We start from the raw sequence: 20,718 nt of genomic DNA, 5'->3' as shown, positions 1-20,718 counted from the left end.
CGGCCCTTCTTCTTTTATATATCGTGTGACATCAATCATGAAATTAAATAAAAACACGCTAGGCAGGATGGTATCTCCTTGTTCTGATTCCGTTACCTGAGCAAGTGAGGCCTAAGCGCCTCTTGCCAGATTTGATACCCTTTATTATTCATATGCAGGTTATCCTCCAGGAATATATCCTGCATGGGCTTGCCGTTTTTATCCAGCATCAGGGAGTATACATCCACATATTGCGTCTTTGGCTGCGTGTTGAGATATGCTCGGATCAATTGGTTCGATTCCTGCATAATAGGCAAATACTGGATTCGGGATGGGCTGGGTTTGATGGAAATAAAAACGACAGGCACCTCCGGCATCTCTTGCCGGATACCCTGAAACACATCTTTAAACCGTGCCAGCACTTCGGGTGCCTGCACGGTACCCGTGGCAATGTCATTTTCCCCGGAGTAGATCACAATCTGCTTCGGCTGGTATGGGTGCACAATATCAGGAAGGTAGTATTTAAGGTCCAACAGGTCAGAACCACCAAAGCCGCGGTTGATGACGGTATGGTCTGGAAACATCTCCTGCATGTTGTCCCACATCCGTATGGAGGAACTCCCAACAAAAAGGCTAGCGTCTTCAGGCGGCATCTGGATACTGTCCTGCTGTTTAAAGGCCTGTATCTCATCCCAAAAAGGCGGTGTGTTTTCCTGTGCCCGCGCAGCAGGTAACACCAGCCATGCTATCAGGAGAAGGGCAATCCATAATTTGTTCATCATGTCTGACTTAGCTTTGCTTTTCAAGTTAAGAAATATTATAACGTAACAGCTACGATTGAGATCAGAAACATTCACAGTTATGACCTTAAAAGCTGGTACTTAATCCTTTCTATTATAGTATAGCGGCCATAAACAGGCTTCGGAACTACAATACTCTTGCCTCTGGCCACTGCAGTTAATGCACTGCACCCACCACAATGGAGGCATAACTTCTTCAGTAAATACAGGTATACTCTTATTAACCTAAAAACAGGCGGAGCATCCGTTGTAGAAGATGCTTTATAACAGGCAAAGAAAACAAACGAACAATGAGTAACACAAATGAAAACAAACGCTTACAGGGCAAGGTAGCCATTGTAACCGGGTCGAGCTCTGGCATTGGAGAAGGCATTGCGCTGGCCATGGGCCGTGAGGGTGCAAGCGTAGTCATTAACTATCACTCCAATGAAGAGTCCGCGCAGGAGCTTAAAAGCAAAATTGAAGAAGCAGGCAGTAAGGCTGCGGTCGTGCAGGCGGATGTTGCCAATCCCGATGACGTGGAAAAGCTAATCAGAGCCGCGACAGATAACTTTGGCACGCTGGATATTTTGGTAAGCAACGCCGGGATACAGCGCGACGATAATTTCCTGGATATGTCGCTGGAAGACTGGAACAAGGTTATCAGCACCAACTTGACCGGAAATTTTCTGTGTGCGCAGGCAGCGGCAAAAGAGTTTGTGAAGAGAAAGGTAAAGCAGGAGGAAAAACGCGCCGCGGGCCACATCATCTTCATCAGCTCGGTGCATGATATCATTCCGTGGGCCGGCCATGTGAACTATGCCACGGCCAAAGGCGGCGTGCAGATGCTGATGAAAACACTGGCACAGGAGCTTGCCTCCGAAAAAATAAGAGTAAACGGTATCTCTCCCGGCGCAATCAAAACGGCTATAAACGAGGATGTCTGGAGTACAGAGAAGGGCCGCAAAGATATGCTCTCGCTCATACCCTACGGCCGCATCGGGGAACCCGAGGACATTGCGAAAGTGGCTGTCTGGCTAGCAACGGACGAGGCGGACTATATCACCGGCACTACTATTTATGTGGACGGCGGCATGACCCTCTACCCAGCCTTCAGCGATAAAGGATAACCAAGTGTAGCGTAAAAACAGAACTATTCCCGGCACAGGGTGTTGTAGGTAGTACAAATGGTTTAGCTCCTTCAGAGAGAATTTCTGTAAATTTTTTCTTAAATTGTGTAACAGACCTCTCCGCTTCTGTCTTACCTTTGTACTACGTATAACAAAAACATGAAACTGTACCGCCAAGTCATATTGCTTACCCTCACACTGCTGGTGCTCGTCTCCTCGACGGGTATGGCAGTGGGTATGCATATTTGTGGCGGCGAGTTGCGTGATGTGACGCTCTTTGGTACCGCAGCAGACTGCCCGATGGAGAAGCAGCAGGAAGACCTGCCTCCCTGCCATGCTGCCGAAAAAGAAGCTGATGACAATTGCTGCGAAGATCACAAAGTTGTAGTAGAGCGCACCGATGCTACCTCTGAGCATGATGCCATTACGCTCAGCAAAACCCTTGATATTAAATTTATTGCCGCTGTACAAACCATTATCTTACAGCTGTTTGCACCTGAGGCTGCTATCCAACCGACTTACGCCCGTTACGCGTCTCCCCCACTCGCCCGCGACATTCCTGTGCTGGTGCAGTCTTTTCTTCTATAGATCCTGCTTTTTCGATTCTGCCTGCCGCTGAGGCAGGTATAGTTTGTTGCTGCCTTTGTGGTGGCCATACAATCGTGTATTCAATCGAATAAAGCATGTTAAACAGCATTATCAAGTTCTTTCTGGAGCAGAAACTGGTTACAGTCCTGCTCCTGCTGCTCATCGTTTCCTGGGGGATTGTCGTCGCTCCTTTCAACTGGAACGTTGATTTTCTGCCCCGCGACCCGGTGCCGGTGGACGCCATACCGGATATAGGCGAGAACCAGCAGATTATATTTACAGAGTGGATGGGGCGTTCGCCGCAGGATGTGGAGGACCAGATTACGTATCCGCTCACTACTTCGCTTCTGGGTATGCCGGGTGTCAAGACCATCCGCTCTACCTCCATGTTCGGCTTTTCCAGTATCTACGTCATCTTTGACGAGGACACCGAGTACTACTGGAGCCGCTCCCGCATTCTGGAGAAGCTAAACTCCCTGCCGGGCGGCCTGCTGCCGGCGGAGGTAACGCCAAAGCTGGGGCCGGATGCCACAGCGTTGGGGCAGGTGTACTGGTACACGCTGGAAGGCCGTGATGAAAACGGGAAACCCGCCGGTGGATGGGATCTGCACGAACTGCGCACCATTCAGGACTTCTATGTACGCTATGCCCTGACTGGTGCCGAAGGCGTGGCGGAGGTGGCCTCTGTGGGTGGCTATATAAAGGAGTACCAGGTAGACCTGGACCCGACGGCTATGAAGGCGAACAATGTCTCCATTATGCAGGTGATGAACGCCCTGAAAAACAGCAACCAGGATGTAGGCGCCAATACCGTGGAGATAAACCAGGTGGAGTACCTGGTGCGCGGCCTGGGCTATGTGCAGGATATAGCGGATATCGAAGAGGCGGTGGTGCAGGTCACCTCTAATGTGCCGGTTCGTATCCGGGATATCGCCCGTGTTAACATCGGGCCTGCCGACCGATCGATGCTGGGGGTGCTGGATAAAAGCGGTGCCGAAGCAGTGGGCGGTGTGGTGATTGCAAGGTATGGCGACAACCCGCTGGCCGTTATTAACAACGTAAAGGCAAAGCTGGATGATATTTCTGCTGGCCTGCCCTCCAAAAAGCTGGCCGACGGGCGTACTTCGAAGGTAACCGTGGTTCCGTTTTACGACCGCACCGAACTGATCAACGAGACGCTGGGCACACTGAACGAGGCCATCCTGTTGCAGATCCTCATTACCATCATCGTGATAATTGTGATGGTATATAACCTGAGGGCCTCCCTCCTCATCTCTGCCTTGCTTCCGCTGGCCGTGCTGATGACCTTCATCATGATGAAGTATTTCAACGTGGATGCCAACATTGTGGCGCTGTCGGGTATCGCCATTGCCATTGGTACGATGGTGGATTTGGGCATTATCCTGAACGAAAACATCCTGCGCCACCTGGACGAGGCACCGCCCGGGCAATCGTTGCTAAAGACGGTATATAATGCCACCACTGAGGTAGCCACCGCCATACTGACAGCCGTTTCCACGACCATCGTCAGCTTTTTGCCGGTGTTTACACTGGAGGCTGCTGAGGGAAAGCTTTTCGGGCCACTGGCCTGGACCAAGACCTTTGCGCTCATTGCTTCACTTATCTTCACTATCCTGATTATGCCAGCCTTCGCCCACTCTATTCTGGGGCTGAAGTCTAAAAATGTAGCCTGGTCTAAAATCCTGAACTGGCTGCTGGTGGGTTTGGGAGCAATTGCAGTCTTTATCATGCCGCTGGCTGGTATCACGCTGTTGCTGATTGCCGCCAACAACCTGCTCACACACTACCAACCGGAGCGCTACAGCAGGTACAATACAGCTGTTATGGTAGGTATTGCAGTGCTGGCAGTAGCATGGTTGCTGGCTTCGCAATGGATGCCTTTGGGAGTTTCGGTCAGCCTAATCGTCAATTTCCTGTTCATCCTGCTTGTCATCGGGCTGGTGCTGGGCACATTTTCGCTCTTTATCAAGGCTTACCCGCGCATCCTGCTATGGTGCCTCGACAATAAAGGCGCCTTCTTAATTCTGCCGGCCCTTGTGATGCTGCTGGGCCTCAACATCTGGCTGGGCTTCAATTCTGTGTTCGGCTGGGTAGCCAGAGGCATTGAAACCACTGGGTATAATGTCAGAACCTCTTCTGCCTGGAGTGGGCTGGCGCATACTTTTCCGGGTTTAGGCGAAGAATTCATGCCTTCCCTGGACGAAGGTGCTTTCCTGCTGATGCCTACCTCTATGCCGCACTCCGGCGTGGAGGCCAACAAGCGCGTTGTGCAGCAACTGGACATGCTGGTTACGGCTATACCAGAGGTAGAAATGGTGGTGGGCAAGGCGGGCCGTGCAGAAACGGCGCTGGACCCGGCTCCTATGTCGATGTATGAGAACATCATCCAGTATAAATCGGAGTACATCACCAATGCCAACGGGCAGCGGGTGCGCTTTAAGGTAGACGATAAAGGCGCTTTTGTGCGTGATGAAGCCGGAGAATTGATAAAAGACAATAACGGAGAATATTACCGGCAGTGGCGCGACCATATCAGGAACCCGGATGATATCTGGGACGAGATTGTGGCCGTGGCTAACATTCCGGGCGTAACGTCGGCTCCAAAATTACAGCCGATTGAAGCGCGCCTGGTGATGTTGCAGACAGGTATGCGGGCACCGATGGGCCTGAAAGTGTATGGCCCGGACCTGCAAACCATCGAGGATTTCAGTCTGCAGTTGGAGCGTTACCTGAAGGAGGTGCCCTCTGTTAAACCCGAGGCAGTTTATGCAGACAGATCTCTGGGCAAGCCCTACATGGAAATAGAGCTTAACCGCAGCGCCATGGGCCGCTACGGGCTGAATGTGGCTGATGTGCAGGAGTATATTGAGGTGGCGATGGGCGGCATGGCAATGACGACCACGGTGGAAGGCCGGGAGCGTTACTCTATCCGCGCCCGCTATGCCCGGGAGTACCGCAACGACCCGGAAGCAATCAACAGAATACTCATTACCACCGCCGGCGGTGCCCAGATACCTTTGGGTGAAATTTCAGAGCTGGTGTACCGCCCTGGCCCGATGATGATCCGGGGCGAGAACTCCTTCCTGACCGGTTATGTGCTGTTCGATAAAAGAGACGGCTTTGCCGAAGTGTCGGTGGTGGAAGATGCGCAGCGTTACATGAGCGAAAAGATAGCCTCCGGCGAGCTGGTAGTACCTTCCGGGGTAAGCTACGAGTTCTCCGGCAACTATGAGAACCAGGTGCGTGCCGAGAGAAGGCTTTCGGTTGTGATACCACTCAGCTTGCTCATCATTTTCCTCATCCTGTACTTCCAGTTCCGATCGGTTTCTACCACGCTGTTCATTTTCACGTCCATCGCCATGGCTTTTTCCGGGGGCTTTATGATGCTGTGGCTCTATAGCCAGGATTGGTTCCTAAACTTCTCCTTCGGCGACACCAATATAAGAGAGCTCTTCCAGATGCGCACCTTCAACCTGAGTGTGGCCGTGTGGGTTGGTTTTATTGCCTTGTTTGGTATCGCCACCGATGACGGCGTAGTGATGGGAACCTACCTGAAGCAGAGCTTTGACAACCTGCAGCCAGAGACTGAAAAGCAGGTACGCAAAACAGTATTAGAAGCAGGTATGCGCCGGGTTCGGCCCTGCCTGATGACAACGGCCACTACCCTGCTGGCCCTGCTGCCTGTGCTCACCTCCACCGGCCGGGGCTCCGACATCATGATCCCGATGGCCATCCCGACTTTCGGAGGCATGGTGGTTGCCCTGATCACCCTGTTGATTGTACCGGTACTATACAGCTGGCGCGAAGAGGTAAAAATTAAGAAGTTAGTTAAAGAAGCAGCATGAAAAAATTACTGATATTCACCATAATGCTCCTGGCACTGTTACCAAACATTCAGGCACAAACCCTGGAGGAATACTTGGTCACTGCCGGAGAAAACAACCCGCTTCTGAAGGCCCGCTACGCCGAGTATCAGGCGGCGTTGGAGAGGGTGCCGCAGGCAGGGGCACTCCCCGATCCGGAGGCTTCCTTTAGTTTCTTTCTGTCGCCGATGGCACGCTTTATGGGAAACCAGGTGGGTGAAGCCTCTATTATGCAGATGTTCCCCTGGTTTGGTACACTGAGCGCGTCGAAGAACGAGGCTAACTATATGGCGCAGATGAGGTTTGCTTCTTTTATAGAAGCCAAAATCAACCTCTACCACGACGTGCGCACGACCTGGCTGGGCTTATACCAGATAGACGAAGAAGTGCAGCTGCTGGAACGTGAACTGCAGATAATGAAAGCGCTGGAGCGGATGGCCTTGGCGAAGTACACGGCTGCACCTTCAGGAAACAGCCCGGGCAGCACACGCCGAAGCACTGGCACAGCTCCTTCCGGGAGCATGGGTGGCAGCACGGCTGGCAATTCTTCTTCAGGTATGGGGGGAATGGGGGGAATGGGCGGTAACACAACAAGTAGCGGCTCCACCCCTTCAAGAGCAGGCAGCAATGCGGGCATGGCCGGGGGTGGCATGTCCACCATGGCCTCATCTGGCAGCAGCATGGTAGATATCATCCTGATACGGGTGCAGGTAAAGGACCTGGAGAACAGGCTGCAACTGCTCCGTGATTCCAGGAGGCCGCAGCAGATCGCTTTCAATAACCTGCTGAACCGGCAGCCTGACCAGGAAATACAGATAGCAGATACACTGGCATCTGTTGCCCTGCCTGCCACACTGGCACTTATCCAGGACTCCATACGCCAGAACCACCCGATGCTGCAGATGTATGAATGGGACGAGCAGGCAAGGGAAGCGCAATACAGAATGGCCCAGCTGATGGGAAGGCCCATGTTCGGCGTAGGACTGAATTACATGGTGTTCAGGCCCCGAATAGACGAGATGACGCAAATGCCGATGGGGGGCGAGAATATGGTGATGCCCATGGTCACTGTAACGCTGCCCATCTACCGCAAGAAGTATAACGCGGCAAAAAAGCAGGCTAGGTTTGAGCAGGAAGCGGCAGCTTACAACAAAGAAGCTGCTGAAAAGCAATTGCTCACAGAACTGGAGAACCTGCTGTACGATTACCAGCGTGCCAGCAGCACCCTGCAGCTGCTGGAAGAGCAGGTAACGCTGAATGAGCAGGCCATCCGTTTGCTTACGACTAACTATACCGTGGCCGGGGCAGGTATCGAGGAGATTCTGAGGCAGCGCCAGGCGATACTGGGTTACAGGCAACAGCAACTGCAGGCAATCACAGACCAGCACATCACCGTGTCTGCCATTAACCGCCTGATGAACAGCGACAATTAACAGAAAGCCTGCTCCCCTCCCATAGACAAGAAGAGGCAGTTGGATATAATAAAGGATGACATTTATCTAGCAGATAAACATATGAAACCAAGAAACAAGAGATATACGACATACATACTGGTCGCGCTGGGTGGCCTGCTACTGGGCTGGCTCCTCTTCGGAGGCAGGCCTGCAGAGCAGGAGCACGACCATGCGGGAGAGGTAGCAGGCGTAACCGAATACACCTGCTCTATGCACCCGCAGATCAGGCAAAACGAACCAGGAAAGTGCCCCATCTGTGGGATGGATCTGATTCCGGTAACGACAGGAGGCAGTGGCGCCGGAGAGCCCAGCCCTTACGTGTTAGAGATGACACCCGAGGCAATTGCCCTCTCCAATATCCAGACTTCACCGGTACAAAGTACGAGCGCTGAGAATGAACTGATGCTGTCGGGAACGGTGCAGTTGAACGAGCAGCAGGTCTCTTCTATCACGGCGAAATTTCCGGGACGCATCGAGCGACTTTACGTGAACTTTACGGGTCAGGAAGTGCGGAAAGGAGAGCGTATGGCCTCTGTGTATTCTCCTGAACTTATTACAGCACAGCGCGAACTGCAGGAAGCTGCTACGTCAAGAGACCTGATGCCGGAGCTGTACGAAGCAGCCAAGACCAAACTCAAACTATGGAACCTGTCTGACCAGCAGATTCAGCGCATCGAAAATGCCAATGAGCTTATCACGAATTTCGACATTTATGCGGATGCCTCCGGAGTTGTAACAGAGCGGATGGTAGCTGTAGGAGATTATGTTAGTACAGGCTCCCTGCTTTTTGAGGTAGCCAATCTGTCTTCGGTATGGGTGGTGCTGGATGCTTATGAAACTGATCTCTCCTGGGTAGGAGAAGGCGCAACAGTTAACTTCACTGTGCAGGGTATACCAGGAAAAGAATTCACTGCAAGGGTGCAGTTTGTGACTCCTGTGCTGGATGCCAGTACCAGAGCGGTAGAGGTGCGCGCCGAAGTCACAAACCCAAACAACCAGTTAAAGCCCGGCATGTTTGTGAACGCCCGCATCAACACCTCTGCTCAGACAGCAACAGATGAGAATGCCCTGGCCGTACCACGCACTGCTGTGCTGTGGACGGGCAAACGCTCTGTGGTGTATGTGATGGTAAATGACCGGGAGGTGCCTGCATTTGAAATGCGGGAAGTAACCTTAGGGCCACGCACAGGCGATCTGTACCTGATAGAATCGGGTGTGAGCGAAGGGGAGCAGGTGGTAACCAATGGTGTTTTTGCCGTGGATGGAGCCGCACAACTGAGTGGTAACTATAGTATGATGTCGGCACCGGCTAACAAGACAATGGAAGTTCCGGAGGCTTTTCAGAACCAGCTGACTGCAACCGTTGACAACTACTATACCCTGAAAAATGCTTTAGTCGCTTCCGATGTCCCTGCTGCGCGCAGAGCCGCCGGTAACTTCCTGCAGGCCCTTAACCAGGTAGACATGAGCCTGCTCGATGGAAGTACCCATGCGAAGTGGATGCAACTGTTACCTGCTTTAAAATCTAGCGCTGAGGCGATTCAGAAAAGCACAGCAATTGAGAAGCAACGCACAGCCTTTTCGCCCCTCTCTGACCACCTGATTGATGCTGTGGAGACATTCGGCACGAACAAGGAAGTAATTTATAAGCAGAAGTGCCCGATGGCTCTGGAAGACCAGGGAGCTTTTTGGCTGAGTGAGCAAAAAGAAATACGAAACCCATATTTTGGCGAGGCTATGCTAACTTGCGGCGAAACGGAGCAGACCTACCGCGCAGGCCAGAATGCCTCAGGAAATGAGAAACAGCCTGCTCCGGTACAGAGCCACGTACACTAAACTATATCACCATGAGAGACTGTTGCAAAACCGGGGACGAACAGCCTCCAAACAGAAACCTGGTGTGGTTGAGATGGCTGGCATAAGTTGCCGTGCTGTTTGCAATTGGTCTTATAGTGCAACAACAGATAACTCTTTGATATTAACAAGTAAAACATTTATTCAACAACAATGAAAAAGATACTTTTCGCAGCAGCCCTTGTAACTGTTTTCTCCTTTTCGGCATGTACCGAAGAGAACACAGCAAACACGGAGCACCATGAAGAAATGCATGATGAAGAGATGCACAGTGATGAAATGCACTCAGAAGAAATGCATGAGGAAGAGGTGCATGAGGAAGAGGTGCATGAGGAAGGGATGACTCACTAGGAGCCTTGAATCAATTGAAAACTGAATAAATAAACAGATAACTATAAAAAGAAAAAATGAAAAAGACACTTTTCGCAGCAGCCGTTGTAGCTGCTTTCACATTCTCCTCTTGTTCTGAAAACACATCTGAAACGACAGAAACAACAGTGCAGAACACAGAAGCGACACAAACAGACGCTGCCCAGGCAACAAACGTAGTAGTGGAAACTCCTGATTATGGTAACGTTGCAGAGTCGATGAAAACGCAGATTTCACAGCTGGTAAGCCAGTATATGATCATGAAGGATGCTTTAGTCGCCTCTGATGCCAATGCCGCCAAAGCATCGGCCAATGAAGTACTGGAAATAGCCCATGCGATGCCGGTGGCAACCCTCACTGGCGATGAAAAAGCGTATGCTGAGGAGAAGAGAGAGCAGGTAGTGAACAGCGCCACCCAGATTGCACAGGCAAATGATCTGGAGGCGCAGCGTGAGAACTTTGAGCAACTGTCAGAGTCTGTCTTCGCTATGGCCAAGGCTTTTGATGCTGCCGACGAAACACTCTACTACCAGCATTGCCCGATGGCCCTGAATAACCAGGGTGCTTACTGGCTCAGCGCAAACGAAGAAATCCGGAACCCATACTTCGGCGAGAAAATGCTGAAGTGCGGAAGTACAGAAGAAGTGTACGTAGATTAAGTACCGTTTCTCGTGAGCTGTATTCCATAGAGAAGGAGCAATTTGATAGTATGAAATTTTGTCTAAGCTGCCGTAGTGATATTTCATCCAGCGGCAGCAGACCTATTGTTTCATTTATGTTGCTCCGTGCTCTCTAGGCCGAGAGGCCTCGTCTTCGGGCATCGCGCTGTGTATATTTCCTGCCTTTCGGCTGCCACTGACGTGGCACCGGAAATTTACAAGGCGCTCAACCCAAAGACTGGAAACGCATTCACTCCGTGCCACAAATAGAATAAGTGTTAGCTTTATAGAAGGAGTTTGTGTGAATGAGTATAATTCAATAGCTTACGGCATAAAAGATAGAGGCCTCATCCTTGAACGGGTGAGGCCTCTATCTTTTATTTCTGATGCTTACAAGGCTGCTCTATCCTGCAGGGCCTCTATGGCACCCGCCAAGTACACAAAAGGCGCGTTCCAGTTGATGGCTATTTCGTTGGAGGCGTAGGAGCAGTCATCGTCTGTAAACATCTCATCCGCGAAAGTAGACTGGTAGGTCGTGCATTGGTCCTGCTTATCGGCTCTGGCGTTCGGTCCCCCGGAAAGTAGGCCTGGAACAGGTTCCTCAATGTCGTCCGCTACAGATGGCCTGTGGTGTGGCTTCATCACTGACTTCTCACCAAATCCAGTCAGGAAAGAATAACCGGTAGCGTTACGGCCTAACAGGTAATCCAGGTTGGAAAGTGCTGCGTTCAGGTACTTTTTGTCATCTGTCAGCTGGTATGCCTGAATGAGTACGATGCCTTGGTTGGCGGCCACCGAGCTGCTTCCCCAAATATAGTCCGCTTCCGTTTTACCCATCACTGTTCTATAGGTACGCGTGTCTGCTCCATCTATTAACTCATCAGCAAAAGATACAAGGCGATTCTTAATTTCCGGCAGGTCCTTCTGCGCAGCAGGTGTGAGTTCATTGCTGAAGCGGTTCAGGGTATAATAACCCAGCAGGCGCACCTGCGGCCACGACGGCAGCGGCATCTTATTGTCAGGTAACATGTTTACTTCATTGTAGTACGTATCCTGCTTTGTGGTCACATACAACTCCGCGGCAGCCCAGATAAACTCATCACTATAGTCCTTATCGCCATAGGCACCGGTCGTAACCTCCGGCTCAAACTGCTTATTCATGGCATTCTGGTCGTAGTCTACATTCGGATTCCGTTGTGCCCAGCTCCATGCTTTTACCGCGGCCACCAACGCAGAGTCCGCCAATCCAGGATATTCATTCTCGTAGCTACTGAAGATACGGCTTGCCTGTGCCATTACAGCGGCAAAATCCAGGGTTGCGGCGGTGCCTTTCTGCACCACATAACGCGGTTTGGCAGCCTCTTCAGGCATTATCATGCCTTCGAAAGAAGGAGTTGTGAGCTTGTTATACACCCCTCCGTCTTCCGGGTCCTGCATGGCCATCATCCAGCGGAGGTTCCAAAGTGCCTCATCCAGAATATCAGGCACATTGTTACCACTTTCGGGGATGTTCAGTTCCAGGTTTTTATAAAAATCCGGGAAGTCTTCGTAGGCAGATAGTAGGGTACCCATGCTGATGCCGGAGTTCACAATGTATTTGTTATAGTCGCCGGCATCATACCAACCACGCGGGGCAGAAATCACGGAACCAGCCGGGCGCTGCGTCGAAGCTGCAGAAGGATGTATCAGCACCTCGTTATCGGGGTGACCTGCCGCGCGGGCCCATTTACCAGCATATTGCTCCGGGAGGTCTGTAGACATACGCTGGTAATAGAATCCTTTGATAGAGGCTGCCGCCACATCTTTGTGCACGTCTCTGTCTATCTCAAATTCATAAGAGTGTCCTACTCCCGGTATCACCAGCACGTAGCTTCCCGGCTCTTTGAAGTCAGAAAAGTCAGCTACTCGTGTCGGTCTGTTTGAGAATTCACCGGCTTTGGTGGCTGTCAACTGCCCGGTGTATACCGTTTTCTGAAGGTCAGGTGTTTTCACATAGAATTCACCATCCTCCACTTCACCTACCACCACAGCCATTTTAGGAGCATTTGGGTAATAGCCAACCTGGTTCAGTCGTATACTATCTGACAGTTGCTGCTCCATAGCGACTGTACCTGTTTCCTGTTGCGCCGTTGAGCATGAAAAAAGAAACGCCGCAGATACTCCACATACTATTTTTGTAAAAGTTGTTGAGTTCATATTTTTCTGATAAGTGTGATTGCTTACTTGTTACACTGCTAAGGTAAGCATAGTACCCGGTTCAGGAGGGCATAGAATGTTTCAGATGCATACCTGCCGTGTTAAAGTGCTGCATTTGCAACAGAAAATAAGAGTTTTCGAGAGAAAATTTCGTTGTAAAACCTTTAAAAGGGAATTATGAAGACTAAAACATGGCCGCCCTTGCTGCGCATTTTAACTGAAAGTCAAAGTTGATTATGACACATCTGTGTGCAGAACTTAATCTGCAGCAGAAATCCATGTCGCGCATTTAGAAGGGTGATGTACGGGGACAAGGATGTCCCCCGGCAGATCGCTTTCGGACACAGATGTCCTAAAGAGCAGCATCAAATCAAAAAACTACTTCTGCACGATGGCACCTTTCTCTGCCGCAGGTGCCTTTCCTGTTTTGCCTAAAACCCACTCCCCTACCTGCAACCCCTGGGTACGGCCATTGTCAATGGCATCCATGAAGTGTATGCCGCCATAAAATCGGGAGACTCCGGCTTCGATGGCTGCCTGCTGGAAAGATTGGAATTCACGCGCCGGTAAGCCATAGCGCACTTCTACTGTATCGGCATACTTGAAATTTTCGCCGAAGTAGTGCGTCAGCACTACGGCCGAAGCTGCAGAGATAGTAGAATGACCGCTCAGGTACTCCGGGAAAGGAGGTGTTTGCAGAAAAGGCTTCCAGGAGGTATCCATGTATCTGCGAATGGCTGTTTCCGGGCGAATGCGGTTACTTCTGAATTTCTCGTCCCAGCAGGAGATAAAGCCATCCATCAGGGAAACCGACACCATGGTATTAATTTCCATGGCCTCAGAAAAGCTTTTGTTTGCCTGCTTGCAGGCAATACCGGTGATGCCCAACCAGTGTGCACCAGGAGATATCTTTTTCATGCCCACCATCAGGTGTCCGTTATCCTGCAAGGCAAAGGGATTGCAGTCCCAGAAAGCGGCGATGTTTTTCTCCTCTTCTGTCAGGTTATCGGCACTTTTTTGCTGGCACTGCTGCAGCATTGTATAAAATTCAGAGCTCTTATCTTTTGAAAAAGCGACAGGAGGTATCGGCTGAAACTGAGCACAGGTATCGAGGGTGAAAGAGCGAATCGTGTTGAAATAAGGCTCCACAGGTGCAAAAAAGCCGGGAGGCGTAGGATGCCAGGTGCCTTCTACCTCTGATGGAGAATAACGGGCATAGTTGCTGATGCGGTTGTATTTATCTGCTTTGGCATAGGCCAGAATATCTATACTTACCGCCTGCGCATAGGCAAGCGAATTTGTAACTACCTCCACAGAAACACCTGCGTTCCGTAAAGAATCAAGAAACTGCTGCTCGTAGGCATCCAGCAGTGCACCGGAAGGCTGCATTTTTTTGGCTGTCTCCATCATCGCCAGTAGTGCGCTTAGCTCAGGAGAGTATCCCGTTAGCCCGGCAGGCTTCTCTATTTTAGGATATTCATTCAGGACGCCGTACATGCTTTGGCGGCTGCTATCGTTCTGAGCCATCACCTCGTAACCCGCCAGCGTAGCATAAGAGAAAAAGCGTGCCGCCAATGGAGGGTTGGTGACATCGTTTACCATGATGTCCGTCATTTCAGCGATAACTTCACTGATGTCCTGGCTGCTGAAGGAAAGCGGTTGCTCCTCCTGCTCTTTACAACCAAACATCAGCATCAGAATAAAAATGAAGGGCAGTAGTTTTCTCATAGTTACTTGATTTTGTATGCCTTTATATCCTGCTGATTCACTCCGAATAAGACCAAATTATTAACAGTAAGTATACTTCTGACATCCCCCTTTACCTGCAGGCCCGATTTATGCTGCGGCACATAAGTGAAGTTGCCTTTACCGTCTCCTTGCAATAGCACACCATAGCTGGCATCATACTTCCCGAACCGCAGACGAGCCTGGTTCATATTTCCAGCCATCAACACATCCAGTTTCCCATCCTTGTTAAAATCAACCGGGCTGATGGCGTAGATTGGTGCAAACTGTGCTTCTATCGGCAGGGGCCTTTGAATGAACTTTCCACCTGCACTGCTTTCAAAGTAAGCAGTTTGTAAGTAATTAGCAGACAGTTGTTTTGCCCCTTTAAGTTCCTCCGGCGTAAAGATATCCCGCAGTGTCGCATCGGCGTAGCTCTCGTAGCTTGCGAAACGCGTGCGCATCATGCTCACCTGCTCCTGCAGCTCATCGCGAGTTACATAGGGGTAGCTCTGCCCTTTGATGTGGAACGTCAGGATAGGGTCCACAGAACCATTGTCGTCGAAATCCTTGTAATATAGCTCTGCCAGCTGATTTTCGGAAGCTTTTACCTGTGAATTCAACCCCATGTTCCCTACCATCAGGTCCGGTTTTCCATCCTGGTTAAAATCTTCAATCACCAGTTTATTCCACCAGCCACTGTAGTTTCTGCTAAAATAAGTACCGGTGGCATCGCTTAATTTTCCGTTGGTGTTTTTGAACACAGTTACCGGCATCCACTCTCCTACTATCACCAGTTCAGGCTTGTTGTCGCCATCCAGGTCATGCCAGGCAGCATCCGATACCATGCCTATCTGCTGTAAAGCGGGTGCTACGGTGGCGGTCGCATCTTTAAACCTGCCGGTGCCGTCGTTCAGCAGCACATAGCTTCTTGGCAGCTCCGGATAACGACCGGGAATAACCCGGCCTCCTACAAACAAATCCAGGTGCCCGTCGCCATTGATGTCTGCGGAACGAGCACTACTGCTACTGGTCAGCATCTTAGGTAAGGCAGCGGCATTTTTAGTAAAGTTGCCTTTCCCATCGTTCAGGTATAGGCGGTCCTGCAGCAGAGGGTCTTCGGGTGCAAAATTGCCATAGCCCCCGCTGCTGACGTATAAATCCACATTCCCGTCACCGTTTGCATCAAAGAATAGGGCATCTACGTCTTCGCTCAACTTATCATCCTCAAAAGCTGCTGAAGCCTTAGCGGCAAACCGTCCGCCTTTTTGCTGCAGGTAAAATGCCCCTGCCTGTCCTGCTCCACCTCCCACAAAAACATCCTCCAGGCCATCGCCGTTTACATCCGCTTTTACAAGAGCCGGGCCTGAGAAAGACATTGGGTTCACCAGCAGCGGCTGACGTTTGAAATCATTTACAGTGTTTTTCTGGTGTGTGAACGACACCGGCGATTTGATTGGCTCTAAAGCAGAAGTCGTTTTAGCTTTAGGGTAACGGTACGTGGAAGTAGCCTCTTTCTCCTCTAGCACGAGCACCTGGTTTGCCTTTACATCGCGCAGCACCTGCTGCTTCCCGCTCTGCCACACCACACGCAGCGAGTCGACTGTAGCTGCTTCGCCTACACCGAAGTGCAGCACCGGCGATACGTTTGACTGATACCCTCGTGAAGGCATTTGCTCCTGGTACTGCTGCATACCATCTTTATACAGCAGTACTTTCGCGCCAACACCCTGCGTGTTCTTATTGTCTCCCTGTAGCTTTACCTGCAGGTACTTGTGGTTCAGCTGCTTATCGGCTTTATTCTGGTAAATAAAAGCAGGTTTGTTGATGTTGTTGACCACCAGGTCCAGGTCACCGTCATTATCCAGGTCAGCATAGGAGGCACCGTTGCTGTTAGAGGCAATGTTCACTCCCCAGTCCACACCTTTGTTAGTGAAGGTCAGGTCACCGTTATTCTTATAAATGTAGTTGTTCACATTGGAGGCAGGTATCTTATTTACCAGGTCCAGAATAGCCTTCGGGCCTCCCCTGCCGCCTGCACTCTGGAAGTAGGAACTTCTGTATTTAATAAAGTCCAAGTTGGTAAAGTCGCGCAGGAAGCCGTTCGACACAAAGAGGTCTTTCCAGCCGTCGTTATCGTAATCGGCAAACAGCGGTGCCCAACTCCAGTCGGTATTCGAGATACCTGCCAACTGTCCTACTTCGCTGAAAGTGCCATCTCCGTTATTAACATGCAACATGTTGCGCATGTACTGGGGATTAAATCCTGCCCGCACAAAAAGGTCGAAGTACTCGTAGTTATCCGGCGAGAACAACAGCTTCTGCCTTCGGTTATCCTCTGGCAGCATGTCGAGGGTATACACATCCAGCAGGCCATCGTTGTTGATGTCTGCTACATCATTTCCCATAGAATACAGGGAGATGTGCCCGATGCTTTGGTTGATTTTATCAGTGAAAGTGCCGTTGCCGTTATTGATATAAAGGTAGTCCGGCGCAGAGTAATCGTTCGAAATGTATATGTCCAGCCAGCCGTCGTTGTTAATATCCGCTACACCAGCTCCAAGCCCATACGTAAATGCAGAGCCAGCGAAACCTGCTTTATCAGACACATCAGCGAACTTGCCACCATCGTTCCGGAACAGCTTTACCCGCATTTCCGGCTCCGTCTTTTTCTGAATCTCCTTTATTGCAATATCATCCAGGTTGTTGAAAGTAATGGGGTTGTGGTTGAGCAGGAACATGTCCAGGTCGCCATCCCGGTCGTAATCAAAGAAAGAAGCGCTTGTGCTGAAAGAGGCATCGGCAAGGCCAAGCTCCTTTGCCTGCTCTTTAAACTTGGGAACACCGTTGGCATCTGGCCCCTGGTTAATGAAGAGCTGATTTGCCCGGGCCTCAGGAGGCATGTTTCCGGAATAGCAGAGATACATATCCAGAAGGCCGTCTCCGTTTACATCGGCCATAGACACACCTGTTTTCCAGTTGTTCGGTCTGCCAGCCACGCCAGCCTGCACTGAGATGTCCTCGAACTGCATGTTGCCCTTGTTCAGATACAGGCGGTTGGTAACCATGTTTCCGGAGAAATAGATATCCTGCAGACCATCGTTGTTGATATCACCAACAGCAACACCGCCCCCGTTGTAGAAGTACTGGTAAGCTAAAATATTTCCATAGGGATTTTCCTGTATGGTATTGCTGAAACTGATGTTGGTTTGCGCTGCTGGCAACAAAGAAAACAGCGTCTCGGCGGGAACCTGCTTTTCCTGCGATGCACTTGTTTCAACTTTAGCATCTTTCTCCTGGCAACCTGCAAAAAAAGCAGTAAGCACGAAAAGACGGAAAAGACGGGACTTTTTTAAAAACTGCATGCTGATAGATGATGGCAACTAAATTAAGTAAAGTTGTACATACCTGCAACAAACATGCATGTAAGCCTTACTGTACTAAGTACTCTAACACAGAAAGCTAGATTTTAAATCCAATGCAAGTAATAACTCATCTATAGATTAAATAAATGCCACCCGCAACTTTAGTACTTCAGAATCTTTACAGACTGTACCTTTTCTCTTTGTTTTACCGTCAGAATATAGATTCCAGCCTCCAGGTTGGCGCCAATAGCACATTTGCCGCTGCATTGCCCCTTCGCTACCTGCACTCCCAGCATATTCACGATAGTGTAAGTAAAGGGCGCATCAGCTTCTAGTTGTAAAGTCGTGCTGAAAGGGTTTGGAAAGTAAGTGAAGGAGATTTTCTGCTCATCTTCTATCCCATTCACAATACCCGGAATATCTCCATACACGATGCCTCTGCCACTTGTGGCTACATACACCCGTCCGAATACGCGGGGGTCTCCGGTTATGTCGTTCACGCCGCCGAACTGGTGCTGCTCATCATTTACTCTCACCCAGGTAGCCCCGGCATCGTCGGAGCGGAAGAAACCGCTTTCATCATTAACATTGCCGGCTATATATACTGCCGGATAGGTTTCGCCGGGTGCCGCTTTACCGAATCCTACTTTTACTGCTTCCTGTACATTAAATTGCCTCAGAAAAGTGCCTCCGGAGTTGGTGGAGCGGTAAAGGCCGCCATTCGGATTCGTTAGCCAAAGCTCCCCTTCCACGCCAAATACGGCTTCCAGGTTTGCGGCCCAAAGCTGCCAATCTGGCACAGTAGGCAGACCTGTAGCTGCTGCGGAAAAGGATGTTCCTCCATTGGTACTCAACATAACCCGACCTGCCTCGACATCATACACATAAAACTTCTTAGCGTTCACACGGTCTGCCACAGGTTTCAAGCCTCCTTTTGATATGCCAGTCGCGCCGGTCCAGCTGCCGCCATTATTTCGGGAATAGAATACTCCTGATGCTCCGGCGGGAGCCCAAACAAGTGTGGTGCCATCCGCAGAAACAGCAATCGTGCCCCCTCCGGTAGTGCCTGCTGGAGCACTGGCAAAGGCTGTCCAGGTGCCGCCGCCATCGGTGGAGTATGCTCCAAACCTGCCATCCGCGTTATAGTGTGTTCGCGCCATAAAGGCAGGCTTGTTCTCTGCAAAGTCGATGCTTGTGTTGGTGCCATAGGTAGGTGACAAACGACCGGCAGCAGGAGAAGCCTCCAGGTTTTCGTGCCGGAAGCCGTCTATGTCGCCTAAAGCACTGACTAAAGGAGCACCGGAAGGCGGGCTGATAAGCTGTAGCGGTACTGTTTCCTCCAGCCCCTGGTTCTGGAACATCCATTTGGCTGGGCTGTTACTTTCGGCAGCAGAAAGGTTGTTGCTGTTGTACACGCCATAACCTGTGGTGAACCAGGCATTGTCTGAATGAAAGGGGTCAATTTCAACGTCACCTATCCAGTGCGGCGTGGAAGCGGCAGCATAAGGAGCCAGCGAATGGTCGAAAGTGGCTTCATTTAAAAGAGCTGTCCAGTTTGCTCCGCCATTGCTGGAATAAAACACCTCATCACGGGGCCACCACCTGCCTATAGTAGAAACGATAAGTGTACCCGACTGCTTTGGGTCGAGTGACAGACCGGCATAACCACCCTGGCCTGCCGGTGGGTTGATATTAGTCCATTGGCCTGTTGCTGCATCCAGTTTCCAGACTGCTCCTGCCGTTACATTGTTAGGCCCCGGACCGTTTGAGTAAGTAATGTACAAAGTACCATCTGCAGCCAGGGCAGCCTGGTGCGGCATGTAGTTGATTGAAGTATCCGCGATGGCTTGCCAGGTACTGCCTCCGTCTGTGCTCTTGTAGAGGTTGGTTCCTGTTTGCAGCACGCCTACATAGATAGTAGGCGTAAGCTCTCCTGTTGTTCCGCTGGCTTCATCAAACAGTACAAATGAAATCCCACCTGATGCTATGGGAGAGCTTTCTACCGGAAAGCTGTTCACTTTGCTCCAGTTTCCTCCGCTGTCGGTGCTTTTCCAGAGGCCATCGGTGCTGGACCCCAGGTAAAGCACACTGCCAAGGTTCGGGTCTACCATCAGCCGTTCTCCTGCTGACCGGCCATCTTCGTTGCCGCCTAACTTGATAGGCAGTTCTGTCTTTGTCCAGGTATTTCCCTTATCGGCTGAGGCTAGTATTGCTCCCGCACCCGCCCACGACTGGGTATATAGCCCGGTGGCAAGGTAGACGTTATTAGGGTCTGAAGGGTCAGTTGCTAAACTAAGAATACCCGTGTAGTTTTCTTCGTCCCGCCCCAGATGGTCTGTGAGTGGTATCCAGTTTTTGTTTGTTTCGCTCCACCGGTAAGCACCTCCTACATCCGTTCGCGCATACACTAAATTTCTTTCTGATGGGTTGTATATGATACCCGTTACAAAACCTCCTCCCTGTATCTGCACATTCTTCCAAGTATATTCCCCTAAGGCCTGCGCCCAGGCATGCTGTTGCATTATGATACAAACAAAAGATAAAAGTAAAGTAAGGAAGTAGCGTTTCTTCATATTAAGCATTGTTAGGAAATTAGAGACATATACAGTTCGGGCTGTATTAAAAAGCCCCCTCCGAAAGCGAGGTGGCACTGGAGAGGGTGCTGCTTTTTTAACACAATTATTATGCTGTTGAAAAGAGTTGATAGCTGCGCCTTCTGCAGATTATTAGCAGCGG

General features: G+C 50.6%; 12 protein-coding genes. 7 read left to right on the top strand and 5 right to left on the bottom strand.

Annotation, left to right across the window (positions count from 1 at the left end; genetic code table 11):
* Positions 1 to 92: 92 nt before the first annotated feature.
* The gene (locus DXT99_RS05730) at positions 93 to 761 is read right to left on the bottom strand and encodes an SGNH/GDSL hydrolase family protein (RefSeq protein ID WP_220273351.1); all 669 of its coding nucleotides are present in this window, start codon (positions 759 to 761) and stop codon (positions 93 to 95) included.
* A 308-nt stretch (positions 762 to 1,069) separates the two neighbouring features.
* On the opposite strand from DXT99_RS05730, the gene DXT99_RS05725 reads away from it, so the two are divergent.
* The 7 genes from DXT99_RS05725 to DXT99_RS05695 all read left to right on the top strand — a co-directional run bounded on the left by DXT99_RS05725 (position 1,070) and on the right by DXT99_RS05695 (position 10,696).
* The gene (locus DXT99_RS05725) at positions 1,070 to 1,888 is read left to right on the top strand and encodes an SDR family oxidoreductase (protein WP_115564579.1); all 819 of its coding nucleotides are present in this window, start codon (positions 1,070 to 1,072) and stop codon (positions 1,886 to 1,888) included.
* A 159-nt stretch (positions 1,889 to 2,047) separates the two neighbouring features.
* Positions 2,048 to 2,476, top strand: coding sequence for an HYC_CC_PP family protein (locus DXT99_RS05720; protein ID WP_115564578.1), 429 nt, complete (start codon positions 2,048 to 2,050; stop codon positions 2,474 to 2,476).
* A 95-nt stretch (positions 2,477 to 2,571) separates the two neighbouring features.
* Positions 2,572 to 6,342 (top strand): efflux RND transporter permease subunit, encoded by a 3,771-nt coding sequence (locus tag DXT99_RS05715; protein WP_115564577.1) that lies wholly within the window; start codon positions 2,572 to 2,574, stop codon positions 6,340 to 6,342.
* Positions 6,339 to 7,793: a TolC family protein gene (locus DXT99_RS05710; protein WP_115564576.1), complete on the top strand. Its 1,455-nt coding sequence runs from the start codon at positions 6,339 to 6,341 to the stop codon at positions 7,791 to 7,793. Before DXT99_RS05715 ends, DXT99_RS05710 begins: the two co-directional genes overlap by 4 nt.
* Before the next feature lie 81 nt (positions 7,794 to 7,874).
* Positions 7,875 to 9,650 carry an efflux RND transporter periplasmic adaptor subunit gene (locus tag DXT99_RS05705; RefSeq protein ID WP_115564575.1) on the top strand — a complete coding sequence of 592 codons (1,776 nt, stop codon included), beginning with the start codon at positions 7,875 to 7,877 and terminating at the stop codon, positions 9,648 to 9,650.
* Between the two features lie 171 nt (positions 9,651 to 9,821).
* Complete coding sequence (locus DXT99_RS05700) at positions 9,822 to 10,019, top strand: hypothetical protein (protein ID WP_115564574.1); 198 nt, start codon at positions 9,822 to 9,824, stop codon at positions 10,017 to 10,019.
* Positions 10,020 to 10,075: 56 nt separating this feature from the next.
* Positions 10,076 to 10,696 (top strand): DUF3347 domain-containing protein, encoded by a 621-nt coding sequence (locus tag DXT99_RS05695; RefSeq protein WP_115564573.1) that lies wholly within the window; start codon positions 10,076 to 10,078, stop codon positions 10,694 to 10,696.
* A 390-nt stretch (positions 10,697 to 11,086) separates the two neighbouring features.
* Here DXT99_RS05695 and DXT99_RS05690 read toward each other — a convergent pair whose 3' ends face one another.
* From DXT99_RS05690 to DXT99_RS05675, 4 genes are all read right to left on the bottom strand, one after another.
* Positions 11,087 to 12,796 (bottom strand): glycoside hydrolase family 9 protein, encoded by a 1,710-nt coding sequence (locus tag DXT99_RS05690; RefSeq protein WP_115564572.1) that lies wholly within the window; start codon positions 12,794 to 12,796, stop codon positions 11,087 to 11,089.
* Between the two features lie 474 nt (positions 12,797 to 13,270).
* Positions 13,271 to 14,620: a vanadium-dependent haloperoxidase gene (locus DXT99_RS05685; protein WP_115564571.1), complete on the bottom strand. Its 1,350-nt coding sequence runs from the start codon at positions 14,618 to 14,620 to the stop codon at positions 13,271 to 13,273.
* A gap of 2 nt (positions 14,621 to 14,622) precedes the next feature.
* Positions 14,623 to 17,982, bottom strand: coding sequence for a VCBS repeat-containing protein (locus tag DXT99_RS05680; RefSeq protein WP_115564570.1), 3,360 nt, complete (start codon positions 17,980 to 17,982; stop codon positions 14,623 to 14,625).
* Positions 17,983 to 18,143: 161 nt separating this feature from the next.
* Positions 18,144 to 20,555 (bottom strand): T9SS type A sorting domain-containing protein, encoded by a 2,412-nt coding sequence (locus DXT99_RS05675; protein ID WP_181885040.1) that lies wholly within the window; start codon positions 20,553 to 20,555, stop codon positions 18,144 to 18,146.
* Positions 20,556 to 20,718 lie beyond the last annotated feature (163 nt).

Origin of the sequence: Pontibacter diazotrophicus (genome assembly GCF_003367245.1) — a bacterium.
Lineage (GTDB): Bacteria > Bacteroidota > Bacteroidia > Cytophagales > Hymenobacteraceae > Pontibacter > Pontibacter diazotrophicus.
This window is presented reverse-complemented; position numbering and strand designations above follow the sequence as displayed.

What these genes read in the sequence shown, in the direction of transcription:
- DXT99_RS05730 (WP_220273351.1), bottom strand. Translation starts at nt 761, where the DNA reads ATGATGAACAAATTATGGATTGCCCTTCTCCTGATAGCATGGCTGGTG.
- DXT99_RS05725 (WP_115564579.1), top strand. Translation starts at nt 1,070, where the DNA reads ATGAGTAACACAAATGAAAACAAACGCTTACAGGGCAAGGTAGCCATT.
- DXT99_RS05720 (WP_115564578.1), top strand. Translation starts at nt 2,048, where the DNA reads ATGAAACTGTACCGCCAAGTCATATTGCTTACCCTCACACTGCTGGTG.
- DXT99_RS05715 (WP_115564577.1), top strand. Translation starts at nt 2,572, where the DNA reads ATGTTAAACAGCATTATCAAGTTCTTTCTGGAGCAGAAACTGGTTACA.
- DXT99_RS05710 (WP_115564576.1), top strand. Translation starts at nt 6,339, where the DNA reads ATGAAAAAATTACTGATATTCACCATAATGCTCCTGGCACTGTTACCA.
- DXT99_RS05705 (WP_115564575.1), top strand. Translation starts at nt 7,875, where the DNA reads ATGAAACCAAGAAACAAGAGATATACGACATACATACTGGTCGCGCTG.
- DXT99_RS05700 (WP_115564574.1), top strand. Translation starts at nt 9,822, where the DNA reads ATGAAAAAGATACTTTTCGCAGCAGCCCTTGTAACTGTTTTCTCCTTT.
- DXT99_RS05695 (WP_115564573.1), top strand. Translation starts at nt 10,076, where the DNA reads ATGAAAAAGACACTTTTCGCAGCAGCCGTTGTAGCTGCTTTCACATTC.
- DXT99_RS05690 (WP_115564572.1), bottom strand. Translation starts at nt 12,796, where the DNA reads ATGGAGCAGCAACTGTCAGATAGTATACGACTGAACCAGGTTGGCTAT.
- DXT99_RS05685 (WP_115564571.1), bottom strand. Translation starts at nt 14,620, where the DNA reads ATGAGAAAACTACTGCCCTTCATTTTTATTCTGATGCTGATGTTTGGT.
- DXT99_RS05680 (WP_115564570.1), bottom strand. Translation starts at nt 17,982, where the DNA reads ATGCAGTTTTTAAAAAAGTCCCGTCTTTTCCGTCTTTTCGTGCTTACT.
- DXT99_RS05675 (WP_181885040.1), bottom strand. Translation starts at nt 20,555, where the DNA reads ATGAAGAAACGCTACTTCCTTACTTTACTTTTATCTTTTGTTTGTATC.